The organism is Acinetobacter sp. 766875, from assembly GCF_000582055.1.
GTDB classification, from domain to species: Bacteria; Pseudomonadota; Gammaproteobacteria; order Pseudomonadales; family Moraxellaceae; genus Acinetobacter; species Acinetobacter nosocomialis.
Genome location: NZ_JEXX01000019.1, coordinates 14,569 through 30,511, shown reverse-complemented (window position 1 = coordinate 30,511; position 15,943 = coordinate 14,569). Strand labels below are relative to the sequence as shown.

The 15,943-nt window shown below is 38.9% G+C and carries 14 protein-coding genes; 7 read left to right on the top strand and 7 right to left on the bottom strand.

Annotation, left to right across the window (positions count from 1 at the left end; genetic code table 11):
- Positions 1-14: 14 nt before the first annotated feature.
- From J576_RS14575 to alaS, 4 genes are all read right to left on the bottom strand, one after another.
- Entirely contained in the window at positions 15-1,313 is a 1,299-nt protein-coding gene (locus tag J576_RS14575) for a Y-family DNA polymerase (RefSeq protein ID WP_033855651.1), read from the bottom strand.
- A gap of 3 nt (positions 1,314-1,316) precedes the next feature.
- Positions 1,317-1,811 carry a LexA family protein gene (locus J576_RS14570; protein WP_033855650.1) on the bottom strand — a complete coding sequence of 165 codons (495 nt, stop codon included), beginning with the start codon at positions 1,809-1,811 and terminating at the stop codon, positions 1,317-1,319.
- A gap of 161 nt (positions 1,812-1,972) precedes the next feature.
- Positions 1,973-3,178 (bottom strand): tyrosine-type recombinase/integrase, encoded by a 1,206-nt coding sequence (locus J576_RS14565; protein WP_033855649.1) that lies wholly within the window; start codon positions 3,176-3,178, stop codon positions 1,973-1,975.
- Between the two features lie 286 nt (positions 3,179-3,464).
- The gene (alaS, locus tag J576_RS14560) at positions 3,465-6,101 is read right to left on the bottom strand and encodes an alanine--tRNA ligase (protein ID WP_025467901.1); all 2,637 of its coding nucleotides are present in this window, start codon (positions 6,099-6,101) and stop codon (positions 3,465-3,467) included.
- A gap of 269 nt (positions 6,102-6,370) precedes the next feature.
- On the opposite strand from alaS, the gene J576_RS14555 reads away from it, so the two are divergent.
- From J576_RS14555 to J576_RS14535, 5 genes are all read left to right on the top strand, one after another.
- Positions 6,371-7,390, top strand: a complete 1,020-nt coding sequence (locus tag J576_RS14555; protein ID WP_002156872.1) for a type I glyceraldehyde-3-phosphate dehydrogenase — start codon at positions 6,371-6,373, stop codon at positions 7,388-7,390.
- 311 nt (positions 7,391-7,701) lie between these two features.
- Positions 7,702-8,868, top strand: coding sequence for an ATP phosphoribosyltransferase regulatory subunit (locus J576_RS14550; protein WP_002156868.1), 1,167 nt, complete (start codon positions 7,702-7,704; stop codon positions 8,866-8,868).
- Positions 8,869-8,931: 63 nt separating this feature from the next.
- Positions 8,932-10,251: an adenylosuccinate synthase gene (locus tag J576_RS14545; RefSeq protein WP_002156866.1), complete on the top strand. Its 1,320-nt coding sequence runs from the start codon at positions 8,932-8,934 to the stop codon at positions 10,249-10,251.
- Positions 10,252-10,378: 127 nt separating this feature from the next.
- The gene (locus J576_RS14540) at positions 10,379-10,696 is read left to right on the top strand and encodes a hypothetical protein (protein WP_002156849.1); all 318 of its coding nucleotides are present in this window, start codon (positions 10,379-10,381) and stop codon (positions 10,694-10,696) included.
- A 116-nt stretch (positions 10,697-10,812) separates the two neighbouring features.
- The gene (locus J576_RS14535; protein WP_017393664.1) at positions 10,813-11,595 is read left to right on the top strand and encodes a M48 family metallopeptidase; all 783 of its coding nucleotides are present in this window, start codon (positions 10,813-10,815) and stop codon (positions 11,593-11,595) included.
- Positions 11,596-11,653: 58 nt separating this feature from the next.
- Here J576_RS14535 and J576_RS14530 read toward each other — a convergent pair whose 3' ends face one another.
- Positions 11,654-12,703, bottom strand: a complete 1,050-nt coding sequence (locus J576_RS14530) for an NADP(H)-dependent aldo-keto reductase (protein ID WP_002156814.1) — start codon at positions 12,701-12,703, stop codon at positions 11,654-11,656.
- 160 nt (positions 12,704-12,863) lie between these two features.
- Positions 12,864-13,571 carry a cAMP-activated global transcriptional regulator CRP gene (crp, locus tag J576_RS14525; RefSeq protein ID WP_002156798.1) on the bottom strand — a complete coding sequence of 236 codons (708 nt, stop codon included), beginning with the start codon at positions 13,569-13,571 and terminating at the stop codon, positions 12,864-12,866.
- A gap of 440 nt (positions 13,572-14,011) precedes the next feature.
- On the opposite strand from crp, the gene J576_RS14520 reads away from it, so the two are divergent.
- Together J576_RS14520 and J576_RS14515 are read left to right on the top strand one after the other, a co-directional pair.
- The gene (locus tag J576_RS14520; RefSeq protein ID WP_001195082.1) at positions 14,012-14,434 is read left to right on the top strand and encodes an OsmC family protein; all 423 of its coding nucleotides are present in this window, start codon (positions 14,012-14,014) and stop codon (positions 14,432-14,434) included.
- Positions 14,435-14,526: 92 nt separating this feature from the next.
- On the top strand, positions 14,527-14,952 hold the full coding sequence (locus tag J576_RS14515) for a GNAT family N-acetyltransferase (protein ID WP_002156834.1): 426 nt from the start codon (positions 14,527-14,529) through the stop codon (positions 14,950-14,952).
- On the opposite strand, the gene J576_RS14510 is transcribed toward J576_RS14515, so the two are convergent.
- Positions 14,949-15,755: a peptidoglycan DD-metalloendopeptidase family protein gene (locus tag J576_RS14510; protein ID WP_025467902.1), complete on the bottom strand. Its 807-nt coding sequence runs from the start codon at positions 15,753-15,755 to the stop codon at positions 14,949-14,951. The genes J576_RS14515 and J576_RS14510 overlap by 4 nt on opposite strands.
- Between the last annotated feature and the right edge of the window lie 188 nt (positions 15,756-15,943).

Here is a 15,943-nt window from a genome sequence, read left to right as displayed (position 1 = left end):
TAATATATTGTATTTTAATCTTTTATAGTTATTAGTCCATCAAAGCTAAACGGATTTCTACTCAATTTATCTCGCGACATTGACCAGTTACGTCCAGATATATAACAAGGGCCAACACCTAGTTTTTTCTTTCCAAATTTGTTGTGCACGTTATCCAGTGCTTTCATCAATTGTTCTTTCTTCTCTATGACTTCAAAATCGGTTAATAGGTCATAGGTATGACCAGCTTTAGGTTCTAAACCTGTTAATATGACACCGCATTTTTTATATTTGATACCTTCTTTATAAATATCAGACACCATCCTTACTGCTGCTTTTACGAAGTCCAGCGCGCTATCCGTAGGTTCTGAAAATGCGCCAGTAATAGACTTATTATAAAAAGGCGCACTTTCATCAAATGGACTTGATTGAACAAATACTAGTAGACAACCACAAAGTGACTCTTCATCACGCAACCGTTTACATGCTTCTTGTGCATGCATTGCTATAGCTTCTTTCAAATCATCTAGCTCAGTTACTTTTGTACCAAATGAACAAGATTTTATTATTTGTTTTTTTGAAGGTGGTGTATCTTCAATTTCAATGCATGAGATACCCTGCAATTCATTAATCGTTCTCGACATAACGATAGAAAATTGCCGCTGCATTTCGCGTGCTTCAGTACATGCTAAATCTAAAACAGTCTTAACTCCCATACCATGTAGTTTTTTTGCGTGCTTACGCCCAACTCCCCAAACCTCGGAAACGTCTATTTGAGCAAAGTAATATTCTTTATTACACGGATCCATATTAACGAGGTCACAAACGCTGTTAAATCCGGGATTTTTCTTTGCAATATGATTTGCAATCTTTGCCTCCGTCTTGCTGCGACCAATACCTACGCACACGGGCAAACCAATCCATTTCCAAATCTTCGCTCGCATATCGTGACCGACTTTTTCTAAATCAAAGTTTTTCTCATAAGCGGTGAAATCAACAAAACATTCGTCTATAGAGTAAGGTTCAACTTCTTCATCAGTAACGTAAGATGCAAGAATCGTATGAAAGCGCCGTGACATTTCTGCATACATTGCATAATTACTAGAAAGTACGATTACGTTATGCTGTTGAACAATGTCTTTGATCTGAAATAGTGGCACACCCATTTTTATGTTTAGAGCTTTTGACTCATTGCTACGTGCCACGGCGCACCCATCGTTATTGCTAAGCACAATAACAGGCTTATCATTCAAAGATGGGTCAAAGACTCTCTCACATGAAACGTACATGTTATTTACATCGATGAGAAAAAATACTTTGTTCTGATGTTTCATGACTTAATGCCGTGTCATTTTAATGATATGAGTGACAACACCCCAAATTATTAATTCTTGGCCATCCGCTAAATAAATATTTTTATAATCCGGATTCTCTGCTTTAAGCCATTGGCCTTTTTCATCGATCATTAAACGTTTAACTGTGAATTCATTGTCAATTAGTGCAATAACAATATCGCCGTGCTTTGCATCAAGACTACGATCCACAATCAATTCGTCATCAATATCTATACCTGCATTAAGCATTGATAGTGATGCAACTTTGACAATAAACGTTGAAGTTGCATTTTTGATTAAGTGCTCATTCATATCGAGCGCTTTATCGACATAATCTTGTGCTGGAGAGGGGAAACCAGCGGAAATCTTTTCAAGTGCGTAAGGGACAAGCATGTGAGTTGATGGTACAACTAGCTTGATAGACATAACCTCAGATAAAACAAAACCTTTTTGAAGGAGTGGCTTTATCTGAATAATGGATGGTGCAATTTCGCTCATATGTTTCCCCTAGCTTGATTTTGTAACATATTCAAGATGATATTCTAGAGATGAGCTTAAATTCAAATTTAAAAAGCTGTGGATAAACAAGTAGAAGTCAAAAATTGACGCAGTATCTGGCGCATTTGGTCGGAAATTCTGCAATTCTAAAAGGGTAAACCCTAATTATTGGTTAGAGACTTTAATTTATCCAACCACTTTGCATATGCTTCTGTTTGCTGAGGTAAATATTCATAATAATCATAAGTACCTTGTTCACCAGACATTACATGACCAATCATGAGTTGTGCAACATCACGCGATGTAAATGCACTGAAATTAGTACGAGCAGTTCTTCGTAGATCATGAAGCGACCAATGTTTCATGTGATAATCATGATGTCTTCTAAGGCGTTCCATTACATAACCAGGCAATGAATTTGAAGAACCATGGCTCATAGGGGTTGCTTCACTGTCATTAGTTAAGAAGTACTCACATGTGCTGTATTCAAAAGCCTCGACAATTAATGCCTCCATTTCAGGCAAAATAGGGCGAATAATTTCACGGCCAGTTTTCTTGCCAGTCTTATTGTTTACTACAGGAACAATCCAAACCTTTCTATTTAAATCGAAATCTGTCTTTTTGGCTTTTCTGAGTTCGCCATTTCTACAACCAAACATTAAACATAGTTTTAAGAAAATTTTGTTTTTAGGCAAAATATTTGATTCTTCAATAGCCATCAAAACCATTTTAATTTCTTCATCAGAAAGAAATCTGGTTCCTCTATTTCTCTCTATGCCTAAATCTTCCTTGGCATAGATGTCAGATAAAACATTTACTTCAAGTAACTGTCTCTTTTTAGCCCACTTAAGAACCTGTTTTGCATTCGTTAAAACCCGATCTGCAATAGAAGGTACTTCATCAGCTAGTTCCTCAAGTAAAGCTAACCATTGTTGCAAGGTGATTCTGTCAACTGGTAAATCGCCAACCTCAGGAATTACATGTTGTTCAAAGGTATTCTTAATTTGTTGGGCAGAAGTTTTCTTTTTCAGGCAATAACTTTCATACCAATCATTAAAAACCTCTTCAAATGTGCTTGCATCAATATATTTTTGCTGCTGTACACGAACCTCAACTTTAGGATTCATTCCCTTGTCTAATAGTGAACGCATTTCACTAGCTTTTATACGTGCATCTTTGAGAGAAATATGAGGGTAGGTGCCAAGGTCTAAACGTTCAGCTTTACCAGCAAAACGGTACCGAAGCTGAAAAACAATTTTACCTTTAGGTGAGACTCTGACACTCATTGAGTCCCGATCTGCTATTTCTTCAACTTTATCACGTGCCTTGCCGTTATTAGCTTTCAGCCACACTTCAGTTAAAGCCATAGTCCACCTGTGTACATAATTTTTGTCAATTAAGATATAAGTACGAATATGTACACGTATGTGTACATAATTGATGAGGCTTATTCTGTCCTAAAATGTCTTAGTGTGTCTATATTTTAAATGGGAGAAATATTGAGAAATAAGGCTTTTATTGTAGTTTTTGTCTTAGTGTGTCTTGGAGTGGCTAAATGGCATTAATTCTTTTGAACGATTAATGCCATAGTTGTTCCATATAAGCCATGACCCTGAGAGGCTTTTCAGGGTCAGTTACACAAAAAGTGAAGTCTTATTTTTGTTCAAGCCATGCAGGCAATGCTGCGATCACTTGTCCAAACTTCTCGTTAAGTGGCGCGCCACCTTGTGCTAAGTCAGGTTTACCACCACCTTTACCACCTAGTTCAGTTGCTAGATGTTTGATGATGTCACCTGCTTTTAGATTTGCAGTGTATTGTGACGCGACTGATGCAAGCAGGCTGACTTTGTCACCCTCTACACCTGCTAACACAATCACTGCGTTCTCTAATTTTGATTTTACACTGTCATGTAAGTTGCGAAGCGCTTTGGCATCAACCCCTTGAACAGTAGTAATAAGCGTTTGACGACCAGCAATGGTTTGAACTTGGTCAATCAAATCAGCCGCTTGGAAGTTTGCCAATTTCTGGTTGAGCTGTTCAATCTGCTTTTGTAATGCAGAAACCAATTCTACATTGGCTTGTACACGCTCAACTGTTTGGTCTTTCTGTGCTTTTAGTAAGCTATTAATGTGCTGAATATCATGATCAGCTTTTTGTACCACTTCTAATGCTTTAGTGCCAGTCACTGCTTCAATACGACGTACACCAGCAGCTACACCACCTTCAGAAGTGATTTTGAATAAACCAATATCACCTGTACGTTTTACGTGAATACCGCCACAAAGTTCGATTGAGAAGTTTTTCTCATCAATAACTGAACCCATAGAAAGTACACGAACTTCATCGCCGTATTTTTCACCGAACAGCATCATTGCGCCTTTTGCTTTTGCTGCTTCAATGTCGAGAAGCTCAGTCGTCACTGGAGTATTGGCAATGATTTCAGCATTTACGAGAAGTTCAACTTGTTGTAATTGTTCAAATGAAACAGGTTGGTCATTTGCAAAGTCAAAACGTAAGATGTCGCTTGCAACTAAAGAACCTTTTTGCTGTACATGTGAACCTAAAATTTGACGAAGGGCAGCATGTAACAAGTGGGTTGCTGAGTGGTTACGCGCAGTAGCTTCACGAATGTCTGCTTTAACAATCGCTTCTACATTTTGATTTGCTTTGAGGTTACCAACAGTCACAATACCTTGATGAACAAAGGCACCACCAGACTTTTTAGTGTCTTGAACTTCAAAAATACCTGTTTCATTTTTGAAGATACCAGTATCACCAATCTGACCACCGCTTTCAGCATAGAAAGGAGTTTGGTTTAAAACGATAAGTGCTTCGTCGCCTTCAGAAACTTCGTCAACTTGTACGCCATCTTTATAGATCGCTACAATCTGACCTTGACCAGTTGTGTTGATATAACCGTCAAACTGAGTTTCGCCTTCGACTTTTACAATGCTGTTATAGTCAACTGCAAACTTACCAGCATCACGTGCACGTTGACGCTGTGCAGCCATTTCAACTTCAAAACCGGCTTCATCAATAATAAAGCCACGTTCACGTGCAATATCAGCCGTTAAGTCTGTCGGGAAGCCATAAGTGTCGTAAAGTTTAAATACAGTCGCACCCGGAATAGTTTTATCTTTTAACTGAGCAAGTTCACCTTCGAGAAGTTTTAAGCCTTGCTCAAGTGTTTTAGCAAACTGTTCTTCTTCACGAATTAAAGTTGCTTCAATCACATCACGACGAGCTTCTAACTCAGGGTAAGCCTGACCCATCACTTCAATTAATGGTTGCAACATTTTGTAGAAGAACGTACCTGTTGCACCAAGCTTGTTACCATGACGAACAGCACGGCGAATAATACGACGTAATACATAACCACGTCCTTCATTGCTTGGATTTACACCATCAGCAATTAAGAAGCAGCAAGAACGCGCATGGTCTGCAACGACACGTAAAGAAGGCTGACCTTCATCTTCAATACCAATAATGTTTGCAGCAGCTTTTAATAAGTGTTGGAACAGGTCAATGTCATAGTTTGAATTAACATGTTGCAATACTGCAGAAATACGCTCTAAGCCCATACCTGTATCTACAGATGGCGCTGGAAGAGGGTGAAGTACGCCATCAGCAGTACGGTTAAACTGCATGAAAACGTTATTCCAGATTTCAATGAAACGGTCGCCATCTTCTTCAGGAGAACCAGGTAAGCCACCCCAAATGTGGTCACCGTGGTCAAAGAAAATTTCAGAACATGGACCACAAGGACCTGTATCACCCATTGCCCAGAAGTTATCTGATGCGTATTTTTCACCTTTGTTATCACCAATACGGATAATACGTTCTGGTGCTAAACCAATTTCTTTATTCCAGATGTCATAAGCTTCGTCATCGGTATGATAAACCGTTACATATAAGCGATCTTTCGGTAAAGCTAGCCATTGTTCGCTGGTTAAAAACTCCCAAGCAAACTTAAGTGCATCACGTTTGAAATAGTCACCAAATGAGAAGTTACCTAACATTTCAAAGAATGTATGGTGACGAGCTGTATAGCCGACGTTATCTAAATCGTTGTGTTTACCGCCTGCACGTACACATTTTTGTGATGTTGTTGCACGTACATAATCACGTTTTTCAAGACCTAAAAAACAGTCTTTAAACTGGTTCATCCCAGCATTTGTAAATAATAAAGTTGGGTCGTTGGCAGGAACAAGAGAACTCGATGCAACACGTGTATGCCCTTGCGTTTCAAAGTAGCGCAAAAATGCTTCACGAATTTCAGCAGATGTCATTAAACGAGTACTCACAACCAAGTCACTCCATATTTTCGAATTTGGCTAAAAGCATCACCACAAGTTTGTTTGTTCACAAATCTTGCATGTGATACGGGGCTTATTTTTAAAAAACGCTAAATTGTAACGGAAAAACCCCACCGAACCAACGATTTTAGAGGGAATATCTTACAAAACTGTGATTTGGCTAAAAATCTATATTCAATTGGCCTTCACGTGTTTTACTATATGCCTTCTTTCGTTTCTGGTTTTGTAGATAAGGATAGGTCATGCAACGTATCGCCATTAATGGGTTTGGCCGGATTGGACGTAATGTTTTACGTGCATGGTTTGAAAGCCCGAAACAATTTCATTTTGAAATCGTGGCGATTAACGATATAGCAGATGTACAGACACTGGTGCATTTATTTAAATATGATTCAACCCATGGTCGTTTTAATGGCAAAGTTGACATAGCGATTGAAAATGAAAAGATTTATTTAAATATTCAATCTAACCAAAGAAATTTGAAAGTTGAAGTTTTGCAGCAAAAACAGCCAGAACTTTTACCGTGGGCAAGCTTGCAAATTGATGTTGTACTCGAATGTACAGGTTTGTTCCGTTCTCATGCTGATGCAACCCGCCACTTAGAAGCAGGGGCAAAAAGAGTCATTATTGGGGCTGCACCTTTTGACCATGTCGATGCTGCAATTGTCTATGGCGTTAACCATGCCGATGTAAAAGCGTCTGATCAAATCATATCAAGTGTGTCATGTACGACACAGGCTTTAGTGCCGTTAGTAAAAATCATTGATGATGCATTTGGGATTGAAACTGCGCTCATGACAGAAATTCATGCCGTAACAGCAGATCAGTCTGTGCTTGACCATGCGCACCGTGATTTACGTCGTGCCAGAGCTTCTGGTCAAAATATTATTCCAACTACTTCTAGTGCACTTGGTGCATTAAAACGTGTAATGCCTAAAATGGAAGACCGTATTGATGGCTATTCAATTCGAGTTCCCACCATTAATGTGGCTGCTATTGATTTAACTTTTATCGCACAATCTCCGATTACTGTTCATCATATTAATGAATTGTTGATTAAGGCTTCTCAAACAGATTATGCGGAAATTATGGCAGTGACTGATGAGCCACTCGTTTCAAGTGATTTTAATCATTCGCCTTATTCACTTATTGTTGATTTAACTCAAACTATGGTTGTTGGGCATCAAGCTAAAGTATTTGCTTGGTACGATAATGAATGGGGCTATGCAAATCGATTATTAGATTTGTGTGATTCTTTCTAAATTTGAAATAACTTAGGAAAGCTGTTCAGCAGTTAAGGTTGGTTAACTGGAAACAAGGCGATAGTTCAGATATTGGCCCATTCTTTGGTTGAAGAACTTTTGATTATGATATAAGCAAAGCGCAGTAAGGTATTGAATGTTATTATTAATTGTTTAAATCTTCTTTTTGACTTTTGAGTTTATTCAGAAAGATTTATGCAAATTGTCAGGTGCATGGCACAAAGTATCATGCTACACTAAGAGAAATCGGGTGTGTTCCCGATTTTTTTATGTGGGGTCGTTCCACGTTGATCAGATTTTAGGCTTGAAATATGACCATTTCAGAGACATGGTTGCTGCCTGACGGGGTAGCAGATGTATTGCCGGAACAGGCGCAAGTCATTGAAAAACTTCGCCGTGAAGCTATAGATTTCCTCTCAGTAAGAGGTTATCAACTGGTATATACACCATTTATCGAATACATCGAATCGTTGTCTTCATTATCAGAATCAAATCAAGACCTGGATTTAGTAACTTTTAAGGTGATTGATCAGCTTTCAGGCCGTTTACTCGGTATCCGTGCTGATATGACGCCTCAAGTTGCACGTATTGATGCACATGTAAGACCTGTTGAAGGGGTTGCACGTTACTGTTATGCAGGGACTGTATTACATACAAAACCACAAAATTTCAATGCGACTCGCGCACCTTTACAATTAGGTGCAGAGCTATATGGCCACGATAGTATTGAAGCTGATGTTGAAATGGTCGATGTAATGCTTGGGCTCATTGAAAATGCTTATACATTGCAAGGCGCACATTTAGACTTAGGACATGTAGGGCTATTTCGCAGCTTAGTAAAATATGCCGGACTTTCTAAAAATGAAGAGCATGAGTTATCTGATCTTTATCAAAGAAAAGCATTACCTGAGTTAGCTGAATTTACTCAAAATTTAAATATGGGTTCAGACTTCTATGCACTTGGTCGCTATGCAAGTGATTTAGAAGCATTACAAACTCATTTAAGTACAGATATTTTAAAAGATGTTGAATTTGATGCTGCATTAAATGCGCTCAAAACTACACTTGAACAAATTAAAAACCGTTGGCCAGCACTGAATGTTGGGATTGATGTTGTCGAACTTCGCAGTTACCACTATCACACTGGTTTGATGTATGCAGTTTATGCACCGAACCGTGCTGCACCTTTAGCGCAAGGTGGCCGTTACGATGGTATTGGTGAACATTTCGGTCGTGCACGTCCTGCTACTGGTTTCAGTTGTGATTTATATGCCTTAGGTGCAAATCAGTTTGCCGAAATTGAAACTGTAGTGGCGCCTAAAGGTACTGATGCAGATTTACTTAAGGCAATTGCAAATGCACGTTCAGAAGGCTTACGTGTAGTCCAATTGTTAGGTAATGATAATTTAGGTTCTATTCCTTATGCGACGCATCAGCTTGTATCGCAAAACGGTCAATGGAATATTGAAAAGATTTAAACGCCAGCGGTAAGTTTTTACTGATGGTTTCCAATTTTAACAGCATGATGTAATGAGGCTATTATGGGCAAAAATGTTGTGGTACTTGGTACCCAATGGGGCGACGAAGGTAAAGGTAAAATCGTCGACCTGCTCACAGATCAAGCGGCTGCGGTAGTACGTTATCAAGGCGGACATAACGCAGGTCATACTCTTGTCGTAGGTGGTAAAAAGACTGTATTGCACCTCATTCCATCAGGTATTTTACGTGAAAACGTATTGTGCTTAATTGGTAATGGTGTGGTGCTTTCACCAGCAGCATTAATTGAAGAAATGGGAATTTTGGAAGCTGAGGGTGTTCCAGTTAAGGAACGTCTACGTATTTCTCCAAACTGTCCTCTTATTTTACCTAACCACATTGCTCTTGATCAGGCTCGTGAGAAGAAACGTGGTAACGCTAAAATCGGTACTACAGGTCGTGGTATTGGCCCTGCTTACGAAGATAAAGTTGCGCGCCGTGCAGTGCGTGTTGCTGACCTTGTTCGTGGTGGTGCAGCGTTAGAAGAAAAACTCCAAGAAATGCTTGAGTTACATAACTTCCAATTAACTCAGTTCTACGGTGTAGAAGCAGTTAAATTTGAAGACGTATTGGCTCTTTGCAACGAATGGCGTGAAGTGCTTGCTCCGTTAGTGATTGACGTGACTAAAGTGTTACATGACTACCGCAAAGAAGGTAAGCCTGTAATGTTTGAAGGCGCTCAAGGCTCACTTTTAGACATCGACCACGGTACTTACCCGTATGTGACTAGCTCAAATACAACTGCTGGTGGCGTAAGCTCTGGTTCTGGTATGGGGCCTTTACATCTTGATTATGTATTAGGTATCACTAAAGCTTATACAACACGTGTAGGTGCAGGTCCATTCCCAACAGAATTAGTTTACGATGCAGCAACTGATTCTGGTGACCCAATTGGTAAACACTTGGGTACAGTAGGCCATGAATTTGGTGCTTCTACTGGTCGTCAACGTCGTTGTGGTTGGTTTGATGCTGAAATCTTACGCCGTTCTGTGGATGTTAACTCACTTTCAGGTATTTGCTTGACTAAACTTGATGTTTTAGACGGTTTAGAAGAAGTGAAAATCTGTGTAGGTTATGAAAACACTGATTCAGGTTGCGTAGGTTCTTCTGATGCGGTTTCTTTTGAATGTTTGAAACCAATTTATGAAACTATGCCAGGTTGGAGCGAGTCAACTGTTGGCTTAACGAGCATTGACCAATTACCTGCAAATGCTTTGGCTTATGTGAAACGTATTGAACAATTAATCGAATGTCCGATTGATATCGTTTCAACTGGTCCAGACCGTGCAGAAACAATTGTTTTACGTCACCCATTCTCTGCTTAATTTGCAAAGATGATAAAAGCCTCCTGAAAAAGGGGGCTTTTTTTATATCCGACTAAAGTGCAGTTTCTGTTTTGTCTAATTCAGATTAAAACAGAAATATAAGTGATGTCATGGATGATGAACTAAAATGAAATTGCAACCCACTATTTCAAAAACCATTTTTTATTCTTTTTTGTTTGCGATCGGTGGTTCGCCAACGTTAGCTATGTTAGTCATTTATGGCCAAAATTATAACCCTGACTTCTTCATGACAGCATTTATGAGTCTTTCTGTTTTGATTGCTTGTGTCTTAATTCCGGTCGTTTTTATACAAAACAGTTATCTCTTATGGAAAAGGACAAGTCCCTCTCTTGAAGAGAAAGTTAAGCCTTTAAGCCATGTCTATCTTGTCCTAAATATAATATGTTTACTGTTCTGGATTTATTTGATGACTTTATCTGCTTGATCGTTACATAAATACTATGATCGTGAAGAAATGAGAGATTCAAAGCTTATGTGCTATTTCTTATAATAAGTGCAAAAGAATAAACAGTTTTTTTAAGATTTAGGTGACCCATGTTGATGAATAAGAAACTTTTTTTAAGCTTGTGTGCTGCAGGTGTTGTAACAATCTCTGGTTGCGCAACAATGGCTGACATGGCTGGTGCAGATACAGCAACATTAAATGCGCAGTCTGCACAAGGTTTTACTAAAATGGTGCAGGAAGCACGTGCTAAAGGGACTTTAGATACAAGTTCAAGTACCTATAGCCGTATTAATGCTGTTTTCAACCGTTTAAAACCTTATGCTGACCAAGTAAATCAAACAGGGCAGCCATTTAGCTGGCAGTTGGCTGTACTGAAATCAGATACTGTTAACGCCTACGTTGCACCAGGTGGTAAGGTCGTGTTCTACACAGGTATTGTGAATAAGCTCAACCTAACGGATGCTGAAATTGCAGCTGTTATGGGCCACGAAATGACGCACGCTTTAGAAGAGCATGCTAAAAGTAAAATTGGCGCACAAGCTTTAACTGATTTGGCATTAAATATTGGCTTAAGCTATGCAGGTGGCGGTAACGTTAACCAATTAGGAGCGGCTGCTGCACAACTAGGTTCGCAAGTAGGGGTGGGCTTACCATATTCGCGTAGTTTAGAGAGCCGTGCTGACCAAGGGGGCTTAATGTTAATGGCACGTGCAGGTTATAACCCAAATGCTGCTATTACCCTCTGGGAAAAAATGAACAAACTTGAAGGTGCTGGTGGTTCATCTTTCTTGTCTACTCACCCATCTAACGCTCAGCGTATTAATGATATGCGTAAAAACTTACCTGCAGCATTAGCTATTTATAATGGCCGTAGATAAGTTTTAAAACTTTAATGTAAGTATAAAAACGGATGCTTAAGCATCCGTTTTTTTGTTTTTAAGGGGCAGGATTAGGCTGTTGTACATGAATGGCTTCAATGCCCTGTAAAATTTCTGGTGAAAGCTCAATTTCAAAAGCCTGAATATTCTCTTTGAGCTGATCTAAGCTAGTCGCACCAATAATTGTACTCGTCACAAAGAACTGCTGTTTAATAAAAGCCAGAGCTAATTGAGTCAGGCTTAAACCATGCTTTTCAGCGAGCTGTGCATATTGTTCCGTTGCCCATTCACTTTGTGGATTGCTATAGCGGCTAAAGCGTGGAAATAGAGTAACGCGAGCATTTGCAGGTCGTGCTCCATTTCTGAACTTACCAGTTAAGTAACCAAAAGCAAGAGGAGAGTATGCAAGTAATCCTACACCTTCATATTTAGCAATCTCAGACATACCGATTTCATAAGTACGATTAAGCAGGCTATAGGGGTTTTGCACACTCACAAATTTACTTACACCTAAATTTTCAGCAAGCTGTAAAAACTTCATAGTGCCCCAAGGCGTTTCATTAGATAAGCCGATATAACGAATACGTCCTCGATTAATCTCTTTTTGAAGAGCGAGTAATGTCTCTTCTAAGGGAGTAGTATCGTAATCATTTTGGGCCTGCTGATTACCATAAGCGAGCGTGCCAAAAAAGTTGGTATGACGTTCTGGCCAGTGTAATTGGTAGAGATCAATATAGTCTGTTTGGAGGCGTTTAAGAGAGCCATCAATCGCTTGTGAAATATGTTCACTATTAAACTTGGTATGACCTTCTCGAATATGAGTTCCACCAAAGCCAGGACCTGCAATTTTTGAAGCAAGGAATACTTTGTCACGTTGACCATGTTGTGCAAACCAATTGCCTAAAATGGTTTCAGTCGCACCATATGTTTCTGGTTTAGGGGGTACGGAATACATCTCTGCCGTATCCCAAAAATATAAACCGTGCTCTAAAGCGTAATTGAGTTGTTCGAAAGCTTCTTGTTGAGTGTTTTGCTCACCAAATGTCATAGTACCTAAGCAAATTTCTGGAAGATTAATGCCAGTGTGACCAAGTGGTTTGAATTGCATACTGCGAAATCCTTGAGAAATTTTAAGTTAGCCTAACGGAAAATATGTATTCAACTTAAATCATAAAAACAGAATAGTTTGTAAGCTTTGTGTATTAACTCATTGTTGCATATAAAAAAAGCAAACCGAAGTTTGCTCTTTATTAAATCATTACGAATAATTATTCTTCGTCATCATAGTCTTCGTCAGTGACCGGAGTTTCTTCTAATGATGCATCAAAAATAAGAATAGCCTTACCATCTGTTTGGATCATACCTTGATCTTCTAAGGTCTTTAATACACGGCCAACCATTTCTCGTGAACAACCGACAATACGTCCAATTTCTTGACGGGTAATACGAATTTGACGACCATTCGGCAAAATCATTGCCTCTGGTTGTGAAGATAAGTCGATTAAGCAACGCGCAATACGACCAGACACATCAATGAAGGCAAGGTCAGTCATTTTACGAGTTGTATTTTTTAAACGACGAACAAGTTGCGCGAAAACGGCATAGCTGAGATCTGGATACTGTTTGCTCAGTTCATGGAAGTTGTCATATGAAATTTCTGCAATTTCACAGACATCACGGGTACGAACTTCAGCTGTACGTTGAGGGTTCGGTTCGAAAAGCCCCATTTCCCCAAAGAAGTCACCAGGATTCAAATATGCCACAACAATTTCACGCTCATCATCTTCACGTAAAATAATTGAAACTGAGCCTTTTAAAATTAAATATAAAGATTTTGACTCTGTTCCGGCATCAACAATTGTGGTTCGTTTTGGATATCTGTTGATGTGAGCACGCTTTAACAATGCTTTAACGGATTCAGGTAGTTGCCCCGGAGATAAAGCATCTGTGCTGAGTTGTGAAAAATTTGAAGTCATGCTTGATATGTTCCGAATAGGGTAAACAATTCACACAAGCTCGAGATGAGCTATTACACAGAAGAGATGAAATTCCTTATCAACTCATTTTATGTTAGTGTACAAAACAAGGGCCTGTTGACATTTCACAGATGGTTGCGACATAAGACGATTTTTCTAGACGTTACGAAGCAAGAACTATGGAATTTAGTCATTCTAAATAAATAGAGCTTAACAACGAAACGCACAAAAAAATCTGGTCTTGCGCTGCACCTAAGATGCTTAAATCGCACCTCAGATTTTGGCTGAAATTTAACAAACTTTTTTACAAAACGGGACAAAGGATTGCCCTTGTCTGTGTTTTGCGTTTTTATTTGGATTAATTTTTAGCTATTACGCAATCCATAGATGAAATGTCAACAGACCCTGCTTAAATTTATAATTTTTTTTGGGTAGTTGCAATGCAAACAAGTGTACATTGGCTAGAGAATGTTGCTTTTGAAGCGAAATCAGAGAGTGGTCATAGTGTAGTGATGGATGGCTCACCTGAGTATGGTGGCGAAAACCGTGGACCACGTCCTATGGAATTGATATTAATGGGACTTGGTGGGTGTGCTTCGTTTGATATTGTGACTATTTTAAAGAAATCTCGTCAAGATGTGACGAATGTCGTATGTCAGCTTAAAGCTGAGCGAGCAGATGCAATTCCAGCCGTTTTCACTAAAATTCATTTGCACTTTGTAGTGACAGGTAAAGCCGTAAAAGAAAAACAGGTTGCAAAAGCAGTAGAGCTATCAGCTGAAAAATATTGTTCAGCAAGTAAAATGCTTTCTGATGGTGGCGTAGAAATTACCCACGATTTTGAGATTATTGAAGCTGCATAATTTTATGTGGAACACCTGAAAAGAAAAGCTAACAGTCATGTTGGCTTTTTTTATGATAAGAATAATTCAAAAAATAAAAAGGAGAATGTTGGGTGAATATCCGTTTAGCTCAATCAAAAGATACCGAATTCATATGTCACTTACTGAAACAAATGGGATATTCACAGCCATTAAGATTGATTGAGGAACAATTCCAAAGATTAAGTAAAGATTCTAACGCAATTACATTGGTCGCAGCCGACGATTTAAATGTATATGGAGTTTTATCACTTTATTTTATTCCGCAAATTGCCTTAAAAGGGGACTTTGCCAAAATATGTTATTTGTGTGTTGACGAGAATATGCGTAGTAAAGGAGTGGGGCATTTGCTTGTACAAGAAGCAGAACGGTTGGCAAGGCAACGTGGTTGTGACCGGATGGAACTGCACTCAGGATTGCAAAGGTCTTTAGCGCATCAATTTTACCTAAGAGAAGGTTATGTCGAGGCGCCAAAGTACTTTCGTAAAGCTTTAAATTAATGAGCTGGATTTAAAAAAAGTTGAGGGTCTACCCGAGCATTGTTAAGGCTCATTCCCCAATGTAAATGTGGCCCTGTTACACGGCCTGTTTTACCGACTAAGCCGAGTACTTCACCTTGATGGATACGCTGACCTTTTTCTACTTTTATCTCGCTTAAATGGCAAAACATGCTAATTAAGCCTTGGCCGTGATCAATTAATACAGTTTGTCCATTAAAGAAATAGTGTCCTGTTTGAACGACTACACCATCTGCTGGAGCAACTACTTTTTGACCTATTGGTGCTGGAATATCCAGACCTGAATGAGGTGCACGTTCTTCACCATTGAAGAAACGTTTTCTTCCAAAAGAATTGGTAAATTTTCCCGAAGTTGGACGTATAAATTTAGGCAAGCTTTGCCATGAACTTGTGGTGAAAGAACTATAAACCTCATTTTGTTCTTTCGCTTCTTGAGCATAGCGGTCTAATTGACTTTGGTTGGGGTTTACATAGTCTTGATTAGTAACTTTAATCCGTTGCTCAGCATAAGGATAAGACTTAACTTCTATTTGAATAGGCGCTTTATTGGTATCAAGCTGAATGCTGCCGAGTGGTGTAGATAATGGAATACCTACTACAGCATAACGTTGATGGCCTTCTTGACTGATTAAAACGGATTTGTGTTGAAAAGTCACTTGAGTAATATCGGTCGATAATGGAACGACTGCAATTCCACCGGGTCTTCTTGAGTCTTGGGGTAACTCTGCCATTGCTAGAGTCGAGCTAAAAAGACAAATTGTTAATATAATATGTTTTAAACTCATTTTAATTTCAAAAACAGGATGGAATTAGCCTAATAAATTAATTCCTATTTTTGGAATTCTCAATGAAGACTTTGTGAAAAGAGTGGAACAGACGAAACCAAATATAAATATTTAAGCGATTTAATAAAATGTAGCTGAAGTGTACTTGAAATATATACAAAACAAACCCATATTATAATCGAGTTTTG

Bases quoted from the DNA above. Each gene is read 5' to 3' on its own strand.
- J576_RS14575 (WP_033855651.1), bottom strand. From the start codon at position 1,313: ATGAAACATCAGAACAAAGTATTTTTTCTCATCGATGTAAATAACATG.
- J576_RS14570 (WP_033855650.1), bottom strand. From the start codon at position 1,811: ATGAGCGAAATTGCACCATCCATTATTCAGATAAAGCCACTCCTTCAA.
- J576_RS14565 (WP_033855649.1), bottom strand. From the start codon at position 3,178: ATGGCTTTAACTGAAGTGTGGCTGAAAGCTAATAACGGCAAGGCACGT.
- alaS (WP_025467901.1), bottom strand. From the start codon at position 6,101: ATGACATCTGCTGAAATTCGTGAAGCATTTTTGCGCTACTTTGAAACG.
- J576_RS14555 (WP_002156872.1), top strand. From the start codon at position 6,371: ATGCAACGTATCGCCATTAATGGGTTTGGCCGGATTGGACGTAATGTT.
- J576_RS14550 (WP_002156868.1), top strand. From the start codon at position 7,702: ATGACCATTTCAGAGACATGGTTGCTGCCTGACGGGGTAGCAGATGTA.
- J576_RS14545 (WP_002156866.1), top strand. From the start codon at position 8,932: ATGGGCAAAAATGTTGTGGTACTTGGTACCCAATGGGGCGACGAAGGT.
- J576_RS14540 (WP_002156849.1), top strand. From the start codon at position 10,379: ATGAAATTGCAACCCACTATTTCAAAAACCATTTTTTATTCTTTTTTG.
- J576_RS14535 (WP_017393664.1), top strand. From the start codon at position 10,813: ATGAATAAGAAACTTTTTTTAAGCTTGTGTGCTGCAGGTGTTGTAACA.
- J576_RS14530 (WP_002156814.1), bottom strand. From the start codon at position 12,703: ATGCAATTCAAACCACTTGGTCACACTGGCATTAATCTTCCAGAAATT.
- crp (WP_002156798.1), bottom strand. From the start codon at position 13,571: ATGACTTCAAATTTTTCACAACTCAGCACAGATGCTTTATCTCCGGGG.
- J576_RS14520 (WP_001195082.1), top strand. From the start codon at position 14,012: ATGCAAACAAGTGTACATTGGCTAGAGAATGTTGCTTTTGAAGCGAAA.
- J576_RS14510 (WP_025467902.1), bottom strand. From the start codon at position 15,755: ATGAGTTTAAAACATATTATATTAACAATTTGTCTTTTTAGCTCGACT.